10 protein-coding genes are annotated in these 21,613 nt (G+C 66.6%); 6 read left to right on the top strand and 4 right to left on the bottom strand.

Going from position 1 to position 21,613, the window contains the following annotated elements; genetic code table 11:
- The first annotated feature begins 8 nt into the window (after positions 1-8).
- The 3 genes from ACIRHA_RS04335 (at position 9) to ACIRHA_RS04325 (ending at position 2,972) form a co-directional block, all read left to right on the top strand.
- A complete protein-coding gene (locus tag ACIRHA_RS04335; RefSeq protein WP_403839672.1) occupies positions 9-854 on the top strand; it encodes a helix-turn-helix transcriptional regulator in 846 nt (281 codons plus the stop codon).
- A complete protein-coding gene (locus ACIRHA_RS04330; protein WP_403839670.1) occupies positions 851-1,057 on the top strand; it encodes a DUF397 domain-containing protein in 207 nt (68 codons plus the stop codon). The genes ACIRHA_RS04335 and ACIRHA_RS04330 overlap by 4 nt, the downstream gene beginning before the upstream one ends.
- A 943-nt stretch (positions 1,058-2,000) precedes the next feature.
- Entirely contained in the window at positions 2,001-2,972 is a 972-nt protein-coding gene (locus ACIRHA_RS04325; RefSeq protein ID WP_403842093.1) for a type IIL restriction-modification enzyme MmeI, read from the top strand.
- Between the two features lie 3 nt (positions 2,973-2,975).
- Here the strand turns inward: ACIRHA_RS04325 and ACIRHA_RS04320 are convergent, their stop codons facing one another.
- The 4 genes from ACIRHA_RS04320 to ACIRHA_RS04305 form a co-directional block, all read right to left on the bottom strand.
- Complete coding sequence (locus ACIRHA_RS04320) at positions 2,976-7,133, bottom strand: Eco57I restriction-modification methylase domain-containing protein (RefSeq protein ID WP_403839668.1); 4,158 nt, start codon at positions 7,131-7,133, stop codon at positions 2,976-2,978.
- On the bottom strand, positions 7,130-10,378 hold the full coding sequence (gene drmD, locus ACIRHA_RS04315; protein ID WP_403839666.1) for a DISARM system SNF2-like helicase DrmD: 3,249 nt from the start codon (positions 10,376-10,378) through the stop codon (positions 7,130-7,132). The genes ACIRHA_RS04320 and drmD overlap by 4 nt, the downstream gene beginning before the upstream one ends.
- Positions 10,379-10,521: 143 nt before the next feature.
- The gene (locus ACIRHA_RS04310; RefSeq protein WP_403839664.1) at positions 10,522-11,793 is read right to left on the bottom strand and encodes a protein kinase; all 1,272 of its coding nucleotides are present in this window, start codon (positions 11,791-11,793) and stop codon (positions 10,522-10,524) included.
- 100 nt (positions 11,794-11,893) lie between these two features.
- Positions 11,894-12,844 carry a serine/threonine-protein kinase gene (locus ACIRHA_RS04305; RefSeq protein WP_403839662.1) on the bottom strand — a complete coding sequence of 317 codons (951 nt, stop codon included), beginning with the start codon at positions 12,842-12,844 and terminating at the stop codon, positions 11,894-11,896.
- Between the two features lie 130 nt (positions 12,845-12,974).
- Here ACIRHA_RS04305 and ACIRHA_RS04300 point away from each other — a divergent pair, with 130 nt between their 5' ends.
- The 3 genes from ACIRHA_RS04300 to ACIRHA_RS04290 all read left to right on the top strand — a co-directional run bounded on the left by ACIRHA_RS04300 (position 12,975) and on the right by ACIRHA_RS04290 (position 21,610).
- Positions 12,975-14,960, top strand: coding sequence for an N-6 DNA methylase (locus ACIRHA_RS04300; protein ID WP_403839660.1), 1,986 nt, complete (start codon positions 12,975-12,977; stop codon positions 14,958-14,960).
- A 695-nt stretch (positions 14,961-15,655) separates the two neighbouring features.
- Positions 15,656-16,816 (top strand): tyrosine-type recombinase/integrase, encoded by a 1,161-nt coding sequence (locus tag ACIRHA_RS04295; protein ID WP_403839658.1) that lies wholly within the window; start codon positions 15,656-15,658, stop codon positions 16,814-16,816.
- A 1,101-nt stretch (positions 16,817-17,917) separates the two neighbouring features.
- Entirely contained in the window at positions 17,918-21,610 is a 3,693-nt protein-coding gene (locus ACIRHA_RS04290; RefSeq protein WP_403839656.1) for an NACHT domain-containing protein, read from the top strand.
- Positions 21,611-21,613: the final 3 nt, after the last annotated feature.

Below are 21,613 nucleotides of genomic sequence, written 5' to 3'. Positions count from 1 at the left end.
TGAGGGCGATGCGGGACACGCAGAAGGGTCGCGCGGTGAAGCCGTCGGAGGAGAGCCACGTGCCGGGCGCTTGGTCGGCGTACGGCGCGTTGCTGCAACATCTGCGTAAACGGGCCGGGTTGAACCAGCGAGATCTCGGGGAGGCCATCGGCTACTCGCTGGAGCAGGTCGCCTCGGTGGAGCGGGGGCGACGACCGGCGAAGGCGGCGTTCACGGTGGCGGCGGACAGGGCGCTGGACTCGCGGGGGGTCCTGGAGGCGCTCCAGGATGAGGTGGACCGGGCGAAGTTGCCTCGGTTTTTCCGTAACTTCGCGCTGATCGAGGCGGAGGTGATGAGCCGCTTCTCATACGATCCGCTGCTGGTGCCAGGGTTGTTGCAGACGGAAGAGTATGCGCGGGCCGTCTTCGCTGGGCACTGTCCGCCGCTGAGCGAGGAGATCATCGACCAGCACACGGAAGCACGGCTGAGTCGGCAGAAGCTGCTGATTCGGGCACCGCTGGCAGAACTGTCGTTCATCATCAGCGAGGAGGCGCTGCGCGATCCAGTGGGTGGCATGGGGACCATGCGCGGCCAGTGTCAGCACTTGCTGGAGGTGAGCACGTTGCGCAACATCGAGGTCCAGGTCATGCCCGCCAAACGGGGCTTCCACCCAGGTAAGAACGGACCGTTCGTCGTGGTGGAGTCGAAGGAACACCACCAGCTCGGGTACTTCGAGTCCCAAGGAGTCGGGTGCGTCGTCGGAGATGCCGTAGAGGTCAGCGCCTTCGCGTTGCGCTATGGCAAGCTGCGATCGCAGGCCCTGAACATCGAGGAGTCTGCGCGACTCATCGAGCGGATGGCGGGAGAGACGTGAGCGTGGAGCAGGTGACCGAGAGCCTGAACGGGTTGCAGTGGTTCAAGAGCAGCTACAGCGGGTCGGACGGCGGCGACTGCGTGGAAGTGGCCGCCGACCTCGACGCAGTGTATGTACGGGACTCCAAGGTCACGGCCAACGGGCCGGTGCTGCGAGTCGGCCGAAGCGAGTGGGCGGCGCTCGTGACGCTCGTGCTGAAGTAGGAGGCATTGAGAGAACGAGCGGCGTCAGTTCCGGCGCACCTACTCATCCCCCGCAAGACGCGCAGGCCATTGAACGCCGGCGGGGTTGCTTCGGTCGCGCGTCGGGGTCCGCGCCAGGCAGGGCACTGATCACGGAGTGGATACGCTCGTCCGCAACAGCGGCGTAGCCAGCGGTTGTTGCGGGTGAGGCATGACGCATGAGGCGCTGGGTCAACAGCAGGTCACGACCGGACGCACGGTACACGGCCGTGCCAAAACGGTGCCTGAGCTGGTGGTACCGCATTCGGATACCATGCTTGGCTGCGATACCCGCGACGGTCCGCGATACACGCTCTGGACTGACGCCGTCCCATAATCTGCCAGCGCCCATCAGGTTCAGCTCACGGACGACGACCGGCGGCACTGGAACAATGTCAGTGCGTCCCCCTTTACCTTGAACACGCAGGACCACCTCGCCTTCTTGCAGGACTGAGATGTCCTCGCGTCTAAGCTTTGCCGTCTCGTGGGCACGCAGTCCACAGAAGGCTCCGAGCAGCACCCACGCCCGCTGACGCCCCGCAGTCCGGGCCGTCAATCTGTCCAGTTCCTCTTCAGGCAGGGGGTCAGGGATGGACCGTGGCGCTGGCGGCTTGCGTATCCCGGCGACAAGATTCACCCCAAGCCACCTCCCGAAGGCCTGAAGGTGATTTAGGTAGGTCCGCCGTGACCAGGGCTTAAGCGTTCGCGAACCGAAGTAGCTGAGGACGTGTTCAACGGTCAGTTCATCAGCTCCCACAAGAGCGGCTCGCGCAATTGCACGAACACACCGAACCCTGGCACTGATGGTGCTTTTCGAGTACCCGTCGGCACGCTGCGAGGCTATGAACTCGTTGAGGACCATGAGGAAAAATGTGTAGCACTCAGACGTCAGCAAATCCCTAATTCGCCAGGTTGGCTATAAACCATTCAAAAATGTCTCAAAACACTACGCACCAAACACCGGCTGGTAGCGAACTCTGGCAAGTCTTTCCAAGGGTCGATTGTCCTGGGCAAGGGCTTTGTCCTTACCCCTGACCAGGCAGAGGACCTGATTCAGCGTGACCCGCGCAACAAGGATGTCCTCTTCCCCTATCTCAATGGCGAAGATCTCAACTCCCGACCGGACTGCTCTGCAAGCCGCTGGGTGATCAACTTCCACGACTGGCCCGAGGAGCGGGCGCGCGAGTACCCGGAGCCCTTCGCCATCATCGAACGAGACGTCAAGCCAGAGCGAATGAAGGTCAAACACAGCAAAAATGCCCGTGCGCGATGGTGGCTTTACGAGCGCAGCCGCCCTGAGCTGTATAAGCGGATCAGTAGGCAGGAACGAGTCCTGGTAGTAGCACTAGTGTCACGCACCGTGATGCCTGCACGGGTCTCAAGTAATCAAGTCCTTGCGCACAAGTTGGCAGTATTTACTCGATCCCTTGACCGCGACCTTGCATTGCTAAGCAGTTCTTTTCATTCATGCTGGGCCTGGAAAAATTCCTCAACACTTAAGGCCGATCTTAACTACTCCCCTTCGGATGTTTTTGAAACGCTACCTCATCCAGATGGCAGCGGGGAGATGGACACTCAGGGAGCCACCCTTGCATGTATGCGAACCGAGATCATGGCTGACCGAAAGATTGGCCTCACGAAGCTCTACTCTGCCTTCCACGACCCCCGTATAACAGACGAAGAGATTAAGAGTCTTCGGTCAGTCCATGCAGAAATCGACCAAGCCGTGGCCCCCGCTTACGGGTGGAACGATCTCGACATGAAGCATTCCTTCAATGAAACTCGCCAGGGTGTCCGATTCTGTCTTCCCCGGTTGACGCAAACGGAGATCACGGATCGACTACTTGATCTGAATCATGCAGTTCAGCGCACGGAAGAACTTCCAGGAATCGTCTAGAGATTAGAAAAGTAGTCCCTCGCCACTTTGCGCCGTGGGCGAATTTGCGCACTCTCGATAATTTACTTCGAGAAGTCGATCCAGCATCTCATTTTGGATGTTGCGTGGGATGGTGTACCGCATTCCGTGCTTCGTCTCAATGAAGTGGCGCTCCATGTTCAAATCCGACCACCCGTAGGCAATGCAAACCTTCTCATCTACGGCGACGATAAGGTCACGAATCGCAGAAATGTCAGCGTCTTCGTTATTCGGTAAATGTATAGCATTATAAAGCTTGGTGAGACCAAGTTGACGTTCTTTCATCACCTGCCTACGGAGGGTTTCCAGTTCGATTCCGACTGCCGCCATGTCGGATGTTTTTGTTGGGTGAGGCATTGTTTCGTACGCGTCAGTCGGGGTGTATTGAAGGTCAGTCTTCAATGTTGCGGAGTACTTCCAAGCCCATTGGACGTGAAAGGTGGAATTGAGCAAAGCCAGCAAACCTTCGTGACTGTCAGCGAAGGCTACGACCTTCTCGTTGAGGACTTGGCGCGGGTGAACGAAGGTGGGAGCTGCCGTGCGACTGATTCGTGCTACTACCAGAATTCGATCAAGATCGTTTATTGCTCGCTGCATGTCCATCGCCGGACGAGTGAATCGCCACCAAATTTCCCGGCGCTGCTTATTTTTGTTCTTTAGTCGCTCTGGCTTGACGTCTCGTTCGATGATGGCGAAGGGCTCCGGGTACTCGCGCGCCCGCTCCTCGGGCCAGTCGTGGAAGTTGATCACCCAGCGGCTTGCAGAGCAGTCCGGTCGGGAGTTGAGATCTTCGCCATTGAGATAGGGGAAGAGGACATCCTTGTTGCGCGGGTCACGCTGGATCAAATCCTCTGCCTGATTGGGCGTCATCAAAAAGCCGCGGCCCAGTACATTGGCGCCTTGGAAGGCCGTACCTCGATTGGCTACCAGCCGGTGCGGACGCCCTGTCACTCGCGACTGTGGATCCAGGGACGTCGTGATCCCCCTGACCTTCTCGCCATCCAAGATCCGGGCCGCGTTATCAGCGATCGCCGGTACCGTCGTCCACACAGCGCAGTACTCCAGCGCGGCCGACTTCGACGGCCACCGAGCGCTCTTGGTAGCACGCCGGATCGTGGACCTGGTCTCCAACTGGTCGAGGCCGACCTCCCGAGTGTCGCCCTGCGCCAGGGTGTTGGTAGCAATGAGGCCCGTCTGCCCGCCTGAGTTGAGGAGTTGGTGGGCACGGAGTTCGAAGTAAGCCACGAGGTCCGCGCTGCCGCGCTTGCCGCCGGCGAGGTAGTCGACCATGTACTCGCGGTACGCCTCGCCCAGCGTGCCGGTGAGCTTCTGGCCGCCGAGGAAGGGCGGGTTGCCGATGATCGCGTCGAAGCCGCCGCGTTCGGTGAACACCTCGGGGAAAACCAGCGGCCAGTGCAACGGCCGCCGCTCCAGACTGCCTTCGGGGAGTTCGGAGGAGAGCCATGTCTCCGCCGTGTCCCGAGCGGCACGGACTGACGCAGCGTCCGCAGACACCTGCTCGTCGATGATCCTCTCAACGATCAGTTCAGCTTGCGGGAAGAGATCCTTCAGCCGCTTGCCACCGTCCTCGGAGTACCACGGGACCCGGCCTGAAGCACCGGTAGCCAGTGCAGCGCCCGCCAACAGGTCTCCGACAAGGCGCAACCGCGCGGAGTGCCGGTTGACCTCAGCCAGCCGCTCCCGCTTCCTCTGCAGAGCGAACAGGTCGACACCCCGCAGGGAAGTAATCGCCAAACGGAGCGCCTTGAGCTCTTTGGCCTTCGCCGTCAACGCTTCCGCTCGCTCGTCGACCTGCTGCGTCAACAGGCTGCGCTTCTGTCCAGGCTTGAGGTGCTCGGCGCGGATCTGCTCCATTCTGTGGATCCCCAGCAGCGAATCCCCCACCGCCAACCGGTCGTCCAAGAACGTGAAAGGCCGCTCCGGGTCCATCGACACCAGCCACAGCGACAGCTTGGCCATCTCCACCGCCATGGGGTTGATGTCCACCCCGTACAGGCAGTGCTCGATGATCTGGCGGCGGGCCTCGACGACGACCGGGTCCTGTTCCGCGTCCGCCGCCGTCACCGCGTCCACGGCACGGCCGGCCCGGTACACCATCGCGTCCGCGCGGCCCTCGGCCTCCCATGCCTCGATCAGGCGGTCCCCCAGGTAACGGCACGCCGCCACCAGGAACGCCGCCGAACCCACCGCGATGTCCGCGACCTTCAGGTCGAGGATGCGCTCGGAGGACTTCAGCCGCCACTCCCCCGTGTCCGCCGTCTGGAGCGGCCCCGGCTCGTACACCAGCGGCTCCAGCGCATGCAGCACGACCTCCTCCGCCAGGAACCGGGGCGTGTAGTGCGTCCCCGTGTTCTTCCTCAGGGAGGACTCCGTGACGTACAGCGCGCCGTTCGGGATGACCGTCGGCAGGCCCCGCAGGTCGTCCCGGAGGATGCCCACGAACGGCAGCAACCGCTCAGTCAAAGCCGGGTCCTTTGTCACCGCGTTCAAGCGGCGACGGGCCTCCGCCGAACCCTCCGCCCCCGCCGGCGCGAGCTTCTTCTCCAACTGGCCCACCGTCGCAGGGGGCTTGGGGTCCTTCCACTTCTCATGGATGGACTTGGCCAGCGTCGGCAGCGAGCCGCCCGCCTTCGCCGCCAGCGACTCCAACTCCCGCAGCGGCACCTCGTGTTCCAGGCCCTCCGGGCCGATGAGACCCACCATGTGCTCGGCCGCCCGGCGGCCGTCGAACGACAGCAGGCCCTCGTAGACGTAACCGATCTGCTCGACGCCCAACGCGCGGAAGCTGAGCGTGCGGACCTCACGGTCCTTGCCCTTGCCGACGCGGACCTCCTGCACCGCCTGGAGCATGTGGAGCACCGTGCGGTCGTCGATCGGGAGGAGCGGGGTGGTGAGCTCCAGCCAGGGGGTTTTCTCCGGGTCGAAGATCGAGCCGTCGTACGCGGGGAGGCGGAAGCCGGAGCCGGGGTGGTCCACTCCCCCGTGCACCGCGTGGAAGAGGGCTATGAGGCGGTGCCATGCCGACGTCGTGTGCTCGAGCGACGTCTCGCCCTCCTCGTCCGCCCGCGCCTTCAACTCGTCGCGCAGGAAGCGGGCCGAGTACGAGCGGGCGTAGACCTCGTTGTCGGCCGGGAGCAGGCCGCGTTCCTCGGCGAAGAGCAGGAAGACGACGCGCATCATCACCGCGACGGCGCCGCGGTAGACCTCGCCCGCGCTCGTACCCGACGCGTGCATGCCCGGCGCCCCGTGCTCGACGGCGCGTACGTCCGCGCGCCCGATGGCGTCCACGAGGAGTTCCACGGCCTGCCTGACCTGGACGCCCAACGCCTCCGTGACGTCCTCGCCGGCCGCGAGGCTCGCCTTGAGCAGGCCGACGAGCGTCTCGGCCTCCTCGTACTCGAAGAAGCGGCGGCGGCGCAGAAGGGACACGAAGGCGCGGACGACATTGCGCTCGGCGGCCTCGTTCCAGCCGATGGAGTCGAAGACGGCCGTGGTCGTGACGCCGCCGAGCGGGGCCCACACCAGGCACCACCAGCGGCCGTCCGTCACCAGGCCGAGCGGCACCCCGTGGTGGCGGAGCAGGCGGGCCAGGCGGTCGGCCGGTGCCGCCGCCCAGTCGCCGCCACCGCCCGCGCGCATGATGGGCGCCGTGCCCGCCGGGACCGTCATGCCGAGCAGCCTCACCCGCTTGGTGGCGCTCTCCACGCTGGGCTCGGAGGCGAGGTCGGTGCCCGGCTCGACGAGGACGAAGTCGGGGCGCACCTCGGTGCTGTGCTCCGCCACGCGCAGGGTGAGGCGGTCCAGGCCGTGGTGCTCGGACTCGCCCACGCGGAGCGTCAGTGCGTCGTTCCAGCCGAGGAGGCGTGACAGGACGTACGCCACCCACTCGTCACGCCCGGCGACGGTGTCGGTCTGCCAGTCGGCGTGGTGAGCGCGCAGGCGGGCGCGCTCGTCCTTCTCCAGGGTGTCGAGCTGGGGCCAGGCGCGCAGCAGGATGGGCATGGTGAGGAAGGGTCCTGAGACCTCGGTGAGGTCCAGCCACTCCTGGTGCTGCCGGCGGCCGTCGGCGGCCTGGGCCTTGGCGGCGGCCAGTCCACGGCTCATGGCGCGGCGGGTGCTCATCGGCGGGCTTCCTTTGCGGGAATCACAAAGACGACGGCGGCGGGGAAGAGGTGGGAGCGGGGCTCGCGGTAGCGGGCGGCGATGGCGGCGAGTTCGCGCTCGCGCTCGGCGGGGAGGCCTTCGAGGCGTTCCTGCCAGCGACGCCGGTCGTCCTCGAACTGGCGGCGTTCGTGGCCGGTCAGTTCGTGGCTGGAGAGGAGCGCGAGCTGTTCGCCCTCGCCGTCGCCCTCCTCCTTGAGCTTGGTGCGCAAGGTGGCCTCGAAGCGGTCGAGGGTGGCGGTGATACGGCGCTCCTCCTCGGTGCGGCGGTCCGCGAGGCGGCTCTCCAGCTGGCGGCCGAGTTCGGTGGCGCGGGCCTTGAGGGACGCGTAGAGCGGGTCGCGGAGCCGCGGCCAGGCGCCGGTGAGTTCCCTGCGCAGGTGCGGGGCGGCCTCGGTGCTGTCGGTGAGCGCCTGGGACAGGACCCTGCCTTGTTCGCCGACCGACTCCCAGCGGCGGAAGCGGCCCGTGTCGCCGAACCAGCCGCCCGCGTACAGGACTTCCTCGTGCAGGCGGGTGCCGTCGGTGCCGACGAGGACGTAACGCGCGTAGGCGGAGACCAGGGTGGTGGTGACGGCCGGGTCGTCGGAGACGACGGCGGTGACGCGGTGCAGGCCGACCGAGTCGGCGTTCCAGACAGCTGCGGTGAGCAGGCGCGTCGAGAGCGCGACGAGCGGGTGCTTGAGGTGCGCGAGGACCACCTCGTCCCTGCCGTGCGCGGCGACCGCCGGGGAGAAGGTGAGCGGGCGCTGCTCGCCCTCGCGGAGTTTGTGGGCGAGGCCGCGCGTCGCTCGCTCCCAGCTTCCGGAGAGGGGCTGTACGTCGAACACGTCGCCCTCTTCGAAGCCGTCGCCGTGTGCGGGCAGGAGGGCGGGCTGGTGGTCGAGGGCCAGGGCCGTGTCGACGACGCGCTTGACGTTCGCCGGCGTCAGGCCGAGGGCGGCGATGGTGTCCTCGTACTGGTCGGCGAGCCGTTTGGTCTGCGTGGTGACGTTCTGCTCGGGGGCGACCACGCCGCCGGTGCGGCGGCCCTTGATGGGCCTCGGCCTGGCGTTCTCGATGTCGACGGGTGCGGTGTCACCGGTCATACGGCGCTGGACGGCCTCGGCGAGGACGGCGTTGACGGAGCCGAGGTCCTGCTCCATGCGCGCGACCTTCTTGGCGACGCGGGAGAGGAATTCGAGGTCGGCCTCGTAGGAGCCGGCCTGGGCGTCCTGCCATCCGGAGCCGATGAAGTGGGTGATCTCCGGGTCGTGCCGCTGACCCCAGCGGTCGATACGGCCGATGCGCTGTTCGAGCTTGTTGGGGTTGAAGGGTATGTCGTAGTTGATGAGGCGGTGGCAGTGGTTCTGGAGGTCGATACCTTCGCCCGCGGCGTCGGTCGCCAGGAGGATGCGGACCTTGCCCTCGTCGAGGGACGGGTCGGCCTGGAAGCCGAGCCGGATGCGCTCGCGCTCCTCCGCGGGTAACCCTCCGTGCAGGCGCTCCACCCGGCCGCCATCGGTGAGCTTCTCCTGCTGGAGGAGATCGTGGAGCCACTTCTGGGTGTCGCGGTACTCGGTGAAGACGACGACCCGGTCGTCCGTCCACTTCTTGCCGTCGGGACGGCAGACGGCCTTGAGTGCGCGGATGAAGGCCTCGGCCTTGGAGTCTGGGGCGGCCTCGTGGGTGACGGCCCAGCGCTCCATCTCCTGGAGCAGGTCGAGTTCCTGGCCGTCCTCGGCGGGGGTGAGGGAGGTGGAGCGGGTGAGGGCGTCGTCCTCGGCGTCGACGAGTCCGGTGTCGTCGAGGTCGGCGACCAGGTCGGCGAACTCCTCCAGCCACTCGGGGACTTCGGCGGCAGCAGCACGCCCGCCGCGGGCCGGTCCGGTGTCCTCCAGGTGGGAGAGGTAGACCTGGACGGTATGGAGGAAGGCAGCCGGAGAGGAGAAGAGTCGCTTCTTCAGGAGCAGGGTGACCAGGTCGGCGGCGCGACGGCCGCCGCGGGCCTTGGGCGTGAGCTTCTGGCGGCGCTGTTCGGCGAACGACCCGAGCAGCTGATGGATCTCGCGCTCCTGCGGCGTGTAGTCGACGGGAAGTTCGAGGGTTTTGCGGGTACGGAAGCGGGGCGTGCCGTCGGCGTTGGTGACCGTGGATTTCAGGCGGCGGACGACGGTGTCCCTGAGGGCTTCCTTGTCGGGGTCGACGCCTCGGGCGAAACGCTGGTCGTCGATGAGTTCGAGGAGGGCCGTGTACGACTCGGGGTAGCCGTTGTGCGGAGTGGCGGAGAGGAAGAGACGGTGCTCGAAGTGCGGGGCAAGGCGCCGGATCAGCTTGGTCTGCTGGGAGTCGACGGCGTACACCTGCTTGGGCGCGGCGGGCGCGACATGGTGCGCCTCGTCGAGGACGAGCAGGTCGAAGAAGCGTCTGTGCTCGCCGTCGCTGCTCTCCTCGGGGGAGCCGATGACCTCGTCGAGAAGGCGCTGGGCCTTCTGCCCTCGTAACCAGGGCAGGGAGACGATGGTGAGCGGATGGACGCGGAAGGGGTTGGCTGCCGTGCCATGAGTGCGGCGCAGGCGGGCGCAGTGCTCGGAGTCGACGATGGTGAACTCCAGGCCGAACTTCTCGGCCATCTCGTCGCGCCACTTGAGCGTGAGGCCGGCCGGGCAGACGACCATGGTGCGCCGGACGCGGCCGCGCAGCATCAACTCCTGTACGACGAGGCCAGCTTCGATGGTCTTGCCGAGGCCGACGTCGTCGGCGAGGAGGAGGTTGACGCGCGGGGCGCCGACGGCACGGGAGACCGGCTCGAGCTGGTACGGCTCGACGGCGACACCCGAACGGAACGGCGCCTGGAGCGTCTTGGCGTCGGCCGACGCGACAGCAGACCAGCGGACCGCGTCGAGGAACGCGGCGAGCCGGTGCGGGGAGTCGTAGTCGCCTGTGGAGGCGTCCGGGAGGGAGCCCGCGGGCAGGACGTGACGGCCGGGCTCGACCTCCCAGATGACGGAGAGGGTGTCTCCGAAACGACCGTCGGCGACGGACTGGAGGTGGACGAGGGTGGCGCAAGCACGCCGCCCGGCGCCCTCGGCGTCACCGTTACTCGCCGGTGACGGCTCGACACGGGCGACGACCCAGGACTGGCCGCGCACCTCGACAAGATTGCCCTCTTCGGGGAGTTCCTGACTCCCCGTCCGCTCACTGTCACGTCTGACTGCTGACGTCATGGGCGCTGTTCCCCCTTGGTGGTGCGATGCCGCCCGTAGACAGTTTCCTGTCTCCCCACCGGTGCGAGCCGACGCACAGTAACACGCAGAGGCGGGTGTGAACAGAGCTCACACGCCCCCTCGTCTATGGAGTTGATGGCCAATCAGGTCATGCGCTCAAGCCGGTCCAGCAGGGAACGGCTGCGCCCGTACCGGGGGTCCTCCACCGGCCGGGTTCCACCTTCTTCGTCGGCCAAACGCCGCAACAGCTCCGCGGCCGCGCGCCGTTCGCCCGTCCGTACAAGCAGGACAGCGATCTCGTATCGCGTGTCCAGCACCGCGGGGTCTCCCGCGCCGAGCAGGCTGCGCTGCTCGGCCAGAACCGATCTCAGCTCTTCCAGCGCTTCACGGCTGCGGCCGAGCGCACCCGCGCAGAGGGCGGCGCCGACGCGGGCCGCCAGCCGGTCGGCATGGCTGAGACCGGGGGCCGCCATGAGCTCCTCGTACTGCTCCAGGGCGCGGGCCGGACGTCCGGCCTGGCGCAGGGCGGCCGTCTCGGCCAGGCGCGGATGGGCAGGAGCGGCTGTGGCGGTCGTGGGCGCCGGGGCCTGAGCCGGGGACCATGCGGCGAGGAGGGCGGCTGCCTCCGCTGCCGACGCAGGCCGGTTCTCGGGTTTCTTCTCCAACAGCACCTCGACGAACTCACAGAGACTGTGCGGGACTTCGGGACGGAGGCCTGCCAGGGACGGCACGGGATCGTGCGCGTGCCGGTGGTACAGCATGAAAGGGCTGGCGTCGGTGAACGGTGGTGCCCCTGCGAGCAGTTCGTAGAGGACACAACCGAGCGAGTACAGGTCGCTGGCGGGCGCGGTTTCACCGACCGCCTGCTCAGGAGCCATGTAGACGACGGTGCCGGGGGTCGCGTTGGCGGCGGTGAACCGGGTCTCACCGGGCTGAGGTTCAAGGGCGGCGGCGACACCGAAGTCGAGGACCTTGACCTCATGGTTCGAGGTGATCATCGCGTTGGACGGTTTGAGGTCACGGTGCACCACGCCCTCCCCGTGGGCATAGGCCAGCACTTCGGCGATACGCCGTGCGATGTCGGCGGCGCGCTCGACGAGCAGCGGGCCCCCCTTCGCGAGAACGGCGTCCAGCGCGCACCCCGACACCAGGTCCATGACGAGGTACAGCTCGCCCTTGTGGCTGCCGTGGTCGTGAACGACGGGGATGCCGGGGTGACGCAGACGGCTCGTAAGGCGCGCCTCGCGCAGGAAACGGCGTTCCAGCGTGGACAGTTCGGCTTCACGCCCTCGGGGCAGGAGGAGTTTTACGGCGACTTCCCTGCCGCGCTCGCGGTCGTACGCCGCCCAGACCACCCCCATACCGCCGCGGCCCAGCTCGCGCGTTAACTCGTACCGTCCAAGGTTTCGCCCCATCGCGCCCGCCCCCAGTCCCAGCGCCCCCCGGCGCCCGTGACAACCCCTGTGGCCGGGAACGGCGCAACGCTTCCGGCCTACGGGATCATCCTCTCACCGCTCACAAGGGTCTCGGCCCCTGCGGAACGACGAAAGGCCTGCGGGGATCCTCGGGCGGGCATCGCCGAACGGCCGTCTCGGGTACCGGAGTCGGAAGATAGGGAGCGAGAGCCGCATAGACCTCGACGGCGGAGGCGGGTCGGTCCTCCGGCCGCTTGGCGAGCAAGGCCGTCACCAGGTCCTGGAGGGCTCCTGGAATGCGGACGCCCGCATCTGAGACGAGTGGCGGTGCTGAGCTCAGGTGAAGGGAGGCCAGGAGTGCCGGCTGGTCAGTGACGAAGGGAGCGTTGCCCGTGAGCATGTGGTGGAGCAGGCAGCCCACGGCGTACAGATCACTGCGACCGTCGAGCGGTTCACGGGCCGCGAGCAGTTCGGGGGATGCGCAGAGGATGTTGCCGATGCCCTCACCGGTCATCGTGAGGCGTGGGTCGGTGTCACTGAGCACCTTCACCAGGCCGAAGTCGAGGATCTTGACGATGCCATCGCGCCGGACCATGACGTTCTGCGTTTTCAGGTCGCGGTGCACGAGGCCCGCCGCGTGGGCCGCGGACAGTCCGGCGCACACCTGCGCGGCCACAGCAGCCGCCGCGGGAAGGTCGAACCGTTCTTCCTCCTGCTGATCGAACAGGTGGTCCAGGGTGGCGCCCTCGATCAACTCCATCACCAGACAACAGGTGTCGTCGGTGATCGACGCGTCGAAGACCGTGGTGATGTTGGGGTGGTCGAGGCGCGCAGCGGCCCGCGCCTCCCTCCTGAAACGCGCCAGCGCCTCCTCGCGGCTTCGCGGGACGGCCAGCAGTTCCGCGGCCACCGTCTTCACCGCCACGGGCCGGTCCAGGTACAGGTCGCGGCCCTGCCACACGTGACCCATCACGCCGCGACCGAGCACCGGGCCGAGCCGGTAGCGATCCTGCAGCACCACGCCCGGCATGAATTCCTGCACCGCTCCCATCCTCCACTCTTTCCACACAGTTGGCGCATCTTTTTCTTGTGAACTCTGTCAAAGAGGGTAGTAGCCTTCCTGGCAGCGGGCCGCTGGGATGCCGACCACTCGGCCGGCCGAGCACCTGGGAGGCCGTTCGATGAGCACATCTGACCCTGTACCCGTCAGCCTTGCCGAGATCGCCAGGATCGCGGGCGTGGGACGCGCGGCGGTGAGCAACTGGCGCCGCCGCCATGACTCGTTCCCCGCCCGCATAGGGGGCACCGACGTCAGCCCCCAGTTCTCCCTGTCCGAGATCGAACAGTGGCTGCGCGAGAACGGCAAGCTCAAGGAGATCTGCGGCCTCGAACTGCTCTGGCCGCACATCGAGGCGCTGGGTAGCCGGGAGGAGTCGGGCCTGGCCATCGCCGAGGCGGCCCGCCGGATGCGGGCGCCCCGCGCCCGGGGAACAGCCTTCGGCATCTCCTCCACGGCTGTGGAACTGGCACGCGAAGCGGCACGGCTGGGGCGCGCCGAAGGCCCTCGCCAGACCTTCGAGTTCCTCATGCAGCGCTGGCTCGAAACGCATGTGCGGCAGCTCAGCACCACACCGCCACCACTTGCCACGCTGATGGCCCGGATCGCCCTCACCGTCCGGCTCGGTGAGAGCGACGACAACCTCACGGCCCTCGACCCCGCGTGCGGTACGGGACACCTACAGGCAGCGACAGCGGACGAGTACGACGGAACCGGTCTGACGCTGTTGGGCTGTGAACGCGACCCGGCCCTCGCCGCCCTCGCCGCCGCCCGACTCGCCTTCGTGACCGACGAACAGGACACCCGCACAGAGACTGCCACGGCCGACGCACTGCGCGACAACCCGTTCGCCGGGCAGCGTGCCGATATTGCCTTGTGCAACCCACCGTTCAACGAGCGCGACTGGGGCTACGAGGAACTCGCCACGGACCAGCGCTGGACGCACGGACTGCCGCCGAGGACGGAGCCCGAGCTGGCATGGGTGCAGCATGTGCTGTCCCACCTCAGCCCGGGTGGCACGGCCGTCGTCGTACTTCCGCCCGCCGTCGCCTCGCGCAAGGCCGGCCGACGCATCCGCGGCTCCCTGCTGCGTACCGGGGTGCTGCGCGCGGTGGTGGCCCTCCCGCCCGGCAGCGCGCAGCCCCACAGTGTGTCTCTGCAGATGTGGATCCTGCGCACCGCGCCGGCCGCCCCCGCGTCCGCTCCCCCGATCCAGGACGCGTTGCTGGTGGACGCCACGCGGTTCGCCCGTCCCGGCGCGCGTGAACCAGGACCCGACTGGGACGCTCTCGGCTCGTTCGTTCTGACCGCCGTGGAACAACTTGACCGCCCGGACGGCGACTTGCCGGAAAGCGCCGTACGCGTCCCGCTGCTCGACCTGCTGGACGACGAGGTGGACATCACGCCGGGGCGCTATGCCGCCCCCAGCGCGGAACCCTCGGGCATGGAAATCGCCGCTGTCAGCGACGACTTGTCGGCCTCTTTGGCGGAACTTGGCGGGCATCTGCGGTATCTCTCGAAGCTGCCCTTCGAAGTCGAGGTACCGCATCCAACGACCACCGTCGGTGATCTCGTCAAGGCGGGTGTCCTGACCTTGCGCGCCGGTCAGCAGCCGCCGACGACCGCGGACGCGCCCGGCGCCGACACGGTTCCGCTGCTCACCGTGCCCGACCTGCTGCAGGACGGCACTCCCACCGGCCTGGTCCCCCGCGAAGGGGCGCAGGCCGTCGTCGAGGAGGGAGACGTCGTGGTCGCGGGGGTGGTGCGGGCCTTCAGAGCATGGGTCCACACCGGCCCGCCAATGGCCCTGGGCCCCCAGCTCTACGCCCTACGCGTGGATCCGGAGAAGTCGCACGCCCACTTCCTCGCCGGCTGCCTGCGCGCACCCGCGAACGGGCGCCAGGCGGGCACCCACGCCTCCAGCTCGTCCCGGGTGGACATCCGACGCCTTCAGGTGCTGCAGCTCCCCCTGGAGAAACAAGCCGCGTACTCCGAGGCCTTCCGACGTCTGCGCGCCTTCGAGACGCTTCTACTTCAAGTAGCCGACACGGGCGAAGGCCTGGCGAGCGGGGTGAACGATCGACTGGCGTCCGGCGGCCTCAGCACCTGAGGCGCTCCGGACCCGATGTGCACGGGCTCGGCCTGCTGGGCCTGAATGCAGCTCGGCGGACGGGGCCAACAGGTGGACAACCGACGTGCGTTCTCCACCAACGTCATGTGCTACAGGTTTCCCACCCGCTTCCAATCAGCATGATTGCCCGTCCAGATCACGCCCCGCACCCGGTCGTGCAGCCATCGCTCCCCCGTGCCCGTGTTTCGCTCTCGGAAGTCCGCGAGGTGGGTGGAAGAGCGGGGGGCCTCTCGGTTGGCATCGGGTCATGTCCCCCGTGAGACACCGTTGGTGAATTCATCGGCTGGCTTTAAGTGATGTTGTGGCGGCGAGATGATGGCCGGAGCGGCATGGCGGGTGCGAGCGTGAGGTGATCGAGATGACGCTGTACCCCCGTCTGCCGGGCGAGGTTCCGTCCCAGACCAGGTGACACCCCCGACCCCGCCCTCCCCACCACCATCGTTGAAGCCGTACGCACCCCCTACACGATCACCGACCCCTATCAGTCATAGGCCCGCACCACCTCCACGCCAGTCCCGCCCGTCGGCCCACCTCGCCTTCCGAGCGGCAGACGCCCGGCAACGACGGCCCTTACCGAGGGCCTCGAGTACGTCGTGCAGCGCCGTTGCGCACGCCCGCACAATCGGCCGGAATCCGAGAGGTTGTGAGCCCGGTGCGCCGCCCACGCTGCGATCATGACCTCACCTCGGCATGCATCGCCCGGCCCCTCCTCGACGGCATCCGCACCCGCACCGCAGGCACTGATCGCTCCCCGGCAGCAATCCGACGCCTCCGTGGCCGACTTGGCCGCCGCCCTGTTGACCGCCCTCACCGCAGCCGCCAACCACCCGGCACCCCACCTACCCGACGCCCCCACGCTCGGCGGCTACGGCGCCCGCGTCATCGACCTCGCCCTGGCCGGCCTGGAGACCACCACCCGCGGCGCCTACCACGCCGCATGGCGCCGGCACGTCCTGCCCGCCCTGGGCACCGTCCCCATCGACCACCTCACCGCCGGGATGATCGACCGCACCGTCCAGACCTGGGTAACCACCGGAACCAAACGCTCCACCATCAAGAACGCCCTGGCCGCACTGGCCCGCATCACCCGCCAGGCCACCCGCGACGGCTGGCTGACCTGCCAGCCCCAACCGCTGCCCGGATGGCAGCGCCTCCACTACACCGGCGAGGATCTCCTGGCCGAACCCCGCGGCCTGGCCCTGCCCTACTACGCCGCGCTGCTCCGCCTCGCCGAAGCCCTCACCCGCGCCGCCCACGACCACTACCCCGGCTGGGGTCACGCCGTGACCTTCGCCGCCTGCACCGGGGCCCGAATCGGTGAAATCTCCGGAGTCCGCGTCCGCGATATCGACGCCCGCACCTGGATCTGGACCGCCCGCCGCCAGACCACCCCCGCCCCCGGCGGCCTCGCCGACAAACACACCAAGGGAAAACGCGCCCGCCTCATCCCGATCATCGAACCACTGCGCACTCTGATCACCGACCGCATGACCGAAGTCCACGGCGCGCCCGACGCCCGCCTGTTCACCGGCCCCCTCGGCGGACGCGTCACCACCGCCACCCTGCGCCGCGCCACCCACTGGGACGAGGTCACACGTCGTCTCGGCTACGAGCACCTACGCCGTCACGACCTCCGCCACACCGCCCTGACCTGGATGGCCGACGCCGGCGTCCCCCTCCACGTCCTCCAACAGATCGCCGGACACCGGGAGATCACCACCACCCAGCTCTACCTCCATCCCAGCATCCGCCACCTGGCCACCGCCGGACAGAGCCTCGCCGACTACCTGAACTCCAACTGCGACCCCATACCCGGCATCCCCACACACTGGTGACCCACACACCCCACCAGCCCCACCCGGTTCGGACACGAGAATCGAACACGGGGAGCACTCTGGGAGCAGCCGGGGAGCAAAACGACCCCTTGACCACGCACGCCAAGAAGGGCAACTGCGACAACAGCGGCAATTCGCCAGAGTGGCGGCAGCTCCACGAGCCCATCGAGACGCCTCAAACGCCCCACGACGTCATCCGCACCCCACACGCAACAGTTGCGCACTTACGCCGCAGACAAGTTGTCACTCGAACAGCAGACTTACCCACGCCCACCACGACAGCCTGCACAAACGACCGGACCTCAGGGCGATCCGGTGTCACGCCGTTCGAATCGAAGCGGCCCAGGGAGCACGATCCGCTCCCAACGGTCAAACGAAACAAGCCGGTTCGAGATTTCCTCGAACCGGCTTGTGACCTGCGACTTCATGCCGCAAAACTGTCGGGACGACAGGATTTGAACCTGCGACCCCTTGACCCCCAGCAATGGGCTACGCGCTCTATTCAGAGGTTGCGGGAAGTACGCGGATGTGCAACGCAGTCAAAGCCCGTACTGCTTCACTCGCGGAGCAAGAACTCAAGCTCCATGAGCTCACCTTAAGCCAGCAACGGTGGGGCTCCGAAGCTGACCTGTCACCGAACCCTGCATCAGCCCCCTGTCGAGGAGAGCCGACAGGGGGGGCTGGAAGCAGAGTCGGGTACATGAACAACGAAGACGCCGGCCCCGCCACTTTGGCGCGAGTCCTGCCCGACTCCGTATCCCGCATCTCAGCGGGGTCGGCGAAGAGCGCCCAAGACCTGGCTCAACACGGCCGCGGCAGCACGCCGGCGAGCTGGAGACGATGACCACACAGCCGGGAGGACCACCCCGGTGAAGAGTGCAGTGAACATCACGGTCACCAGCACTATCGTGTGCGAAGTGAGCAGGCGCATGCGCGTTCCTCCGTCTTGAGCGTCCACCTTGTGCATCCGGCCCCCAAGAGTGCGCCGGCTCAGTATCGGTAGGGCCGAACGCTGAAGAACTCTGAAGCTGAAGACATCGGTGCAGGTCACGGCATACGCTGACCGAAGTTTTCCCGAAGACGGCGAAACCGAGGTTTCTGATGGGGGATGCGACGGGCGCCGTGGCGGACTTCTGCGCCACGCTCCGCCGAACCGTACGCGGCTGCGGCGTCCCACAGACGGAACTCGCGCGAATCCTGCACCGGAGCGACGCCTCCGTCTCCACACTCCTGACCGGCCAGCGGGCGAAGCCCCCACAACTGGACGAAGTCCTGGCCATTGTGAACCACTGTCGCCGCCAGGCAGGTGCCCACTCTCCCCCCGGCATCGTGCTTGATCCAGCTTGGTGGCGCACACGTCACGCCGAACTTCAGGAAACAGAAGAGGACAGACAGCGCAAGCCGCCGAGGCATGACCAGGAACGGTTACCCCTCGAACTGCCGGAGTTCGTGCCTTTCGACTTCGAATCCGCCGTTGAGGTCCTCACAGGCCGCCGAGACGGTTTCGAAGGAGTCGTCTCAGAGATTCTCGGCCCACTCGACTTGGTCGGCGCGCGACCCGGCGAGCTCTCCGCCCTCCTCAAGAGCCTCGGAAGTCGGGTCCGTACGTGCCGCGGCACCGCAAGAACAGCGCTGCTGTGCTCGGCGGACCTGGTCCTGCTCGTGGGCGCTTTCTGCGACGCGGTCGGCAATCTCGGTTCTGTACGGGACCCCCAAGCGACCACACAGATGGACATCCGGGCTCAGGTACTCGAGGAACTCGGCCGGGTGGTACCTGGATCCGTCCGTGCGCGTTCGCCGTCCGCACTGCGCGCCGACATAGCATCCGCCTATGCGGCGTCCGCAGACCTCATGGCCTTCGCCGGCTTCAACGGGGCATCGCCCGACAAACTCGCACGCTTGGCGCTGCGCCGCTACGACGCCCTGCAGGCCGCTGTCACCTGGGACTGCCCGGAACTGCGCCTGACTTCTGAGACCTACGACCCGGACGAGGCAGAGAACCGTCAGCCGATCACAGCGGACCGGGTCGGACTCATCGAACTTGGCGTCCTCCTGGGGAACTTCACGCACGCCGATTCTCCCACCACACGCCAGCGCCAACTCCTGCGAGCCCCGATCTCCGCTGCCGACGGGTCAGGGCCGGCGATTCCCTCCCTCGCAGCCGGCTACATCAACCCTGCCTATCGCGTGGCGGGACGTGCCGCCGATTGGCAGCTGTCTGCCGACACCTGGTGGGATGAGCAACCTCTCAGTGAGGACATCGCCGGATTCCTCGCCGCGCACCTCCTCGGCCACCAGGCCACGCAGTCGCCCCTGCTCATACTCGGGCACCCGGGTTCGGGAAAGTCGCTGCTCATGAGGCTCATCGCCGCGCGTCTCCCACAGTCGGAATTCTCCTGCCTCCATATCGAGCTCCGACACGTTCCTGTCGAGCTCGACCTCCAAGAACAACTCGAGTGGGCCGTTCACAGGTCAACCGGAAGCCTCATGCCCTGGCCGGACGCGTTGCCATCTGGCGAGGTCATCCGAGTCGTCCTGCTGGACGGCCTCGACGAGCTGATCCAGGCGGGCGCAGGACGGCTCGATATGAGCAGGCAATGGCGGTACCTGAAGAATATCGAGCAACTTCAGTTGCGTGAGTACGAGTTGGGTCGGCCGGTCGTCTTTGTCGTCACAAGCCGCACCGTCGTCGCTGACCAGGTACTGGCGCCCTTGACCGCCACAGTCCTCCGGCTCGAGCCCTTCGATGACCAACGCATCGTCAGTTGGCTGGAGGTGTGGCAGTCCACCAATCGCCGCTACTTCTCAGAACACGACGTCATGCCCCTCACATGGGACGTGATACGTCCCTACCGTGAACTCGCCCGCCACTCACTGCTCCTGCTCATGCTCGCCCTGTACGACGCGACGGGCAATCCGCTGCGGAGCCTGGGCGGTTGGGGCATCCGCCGTGTGGATCTGTACGAACGGATCCTGGTGGAGTTTGTCCGGCGCCAGGTTGTCAAACACGACGGCCCTCTGCCGCCTTCCCTCGAGACTGCAGCAGTCGAGCGGGAGTTCGGGCGACTGGGCGCGATCGCCTTCGGAATGTTCAACCGTCGCAGACAAAGCCTCACAGCGAGCGAGGCGGACAGCGATCTCGGCGCGTTGTTCGGCGAAGCAGACTCTGCCCTGCTGTTTGGTAGATTCTTCTTCGTACACGAGGCGCAAGCAACGGTCGCCGAAGAACGTCTGCGTTCGTACGAGTTCCTCCATGCGACATTCGGCGAGTATCTGGTCGCCCGCCTTATTTGCGACGAGCTGAACCAGATACGCGACACAGCCGAGCCGTCGTCGGACCGAGGACACAACGACGCGGTGCTCCGCTGTCTACTCTCGTTCGTCCCGCTCAGCGACCGCGCCAACGTCGTCGACTACTTACGGGAAATGGCCGGACCGGAAGGACCGCGCTGGAACGGCGAACTACCTAAGCTGCTGCGCAACCTGTTCCACACCGAGGATCGAGCTGAGCACGGGCCGTCCCAAACCGCCTACGCCCCGGCTGTGCGCAGACGCACCGAACGGGATGCCGTCTACGAGGCGAACCTCCTCCTGCTCGCTCTCGTCATCGAAGGCGGCGTACGGGCCTCGGACTTCCTGTCGGTAGCGGATCCCGTGGATCGCTGGTGGCGATACGCACAGTTCTGGCGCTCTCAGTTCGGTGAAGCGTCCTGGGACTCTTTCGCCCACACAGTCTCGGTGAAGCGGGTCACTCCCACCCCGGCCAGCAACGGCAAACGGGACAGCTGCCAACCTCTTGTCGACCTGGAGCTATCCCTTCAGGGGACCACCGAGCTCGCGCATGACGTCTCCTGGATGCTGCGTCACGACACGTTGGGGCCCGCTGGCTACCACGACGCACGTGGAGTAGACGCCGGGGACCTGACCACACGCCTGGCCCTCCTGTGCGACGCGGACGTGCAACACGTACTTCATGCACTGGCCCCGTTAATGCGGAGCATGCCGAATACTCTGCGCACTTACCGCATCGACAGGGAGCAGCACACCGTTTCCGGTGCACACGCCTTGATCGCGCTACTGTGCCGTCCCCTGGAAACACCACTCACCTCGCACTACTCCGATGTCTTGGAACTACTACGCCACCTGCCCGAACACGAGCGCATGCCCGTTGCAGGCATCCTGGTACGCCAGGTCGTCCATGACGCAGACGCGCTCCCCGAAGAGACCCTTCGGGCCTTGCTGGTCGAGATTCTTCGCCTGGGAGCGGGGGTCGATGGAATGCTCTGGGCTGGGCTGTGGCCAACCCTCGAGGAGTACGTGCTCCACGGATTGACCCAGTTGCCTCCCGAACCGGATTCTCTGGAGTACAGAGCCCTTCTAGGGCATATTCGCCACTACGCAGCACAGTTCCACAGCCCCCGGGATCAGCTACGGCAGATGTTGAGGGACGCAGGAAGCACATATATCTGGGCGGAGAGTCCATGGGGATCGGATGTAGCCGCATTGGAACACGGACTCGCGCTACTCAAGGAGGTCCCTGCTGAAGAGCAGACGGCAGGACTGATCATCGGCTTGCTACGACTGGCCAATGAACTGGGCGATCGGGAGTGGCTCGGCACGCACGCTGAGCCACTCCTCCTCTCCCTGCACCCCAGAGAAATCCCGCGACTGCGCGCGAGCGACGCCGACTTCCTCAGCTCCTTCGTATGGGATGCTGAGCTGCTGAACGCGCTCAAGGACATGCGGGCGGCCTGGCGCGGCCCCTCCGAAGACAGCAGACCCGAACAGGAATAGACC

It is taken from the genome of Streptomyces sp. NPDC102360, from assembly GCF_044766085.1.
Taxonomy (GTDB): Bacteria; Actinomycetota; Actinomycetes; order Streptomycetales; family Streptomycetaceae; genus Streptomyces.
Note: the sequence above shows the minus strand (reverse complement) of the source record. Positions and strands in the feature narration are given on the sequence as shown.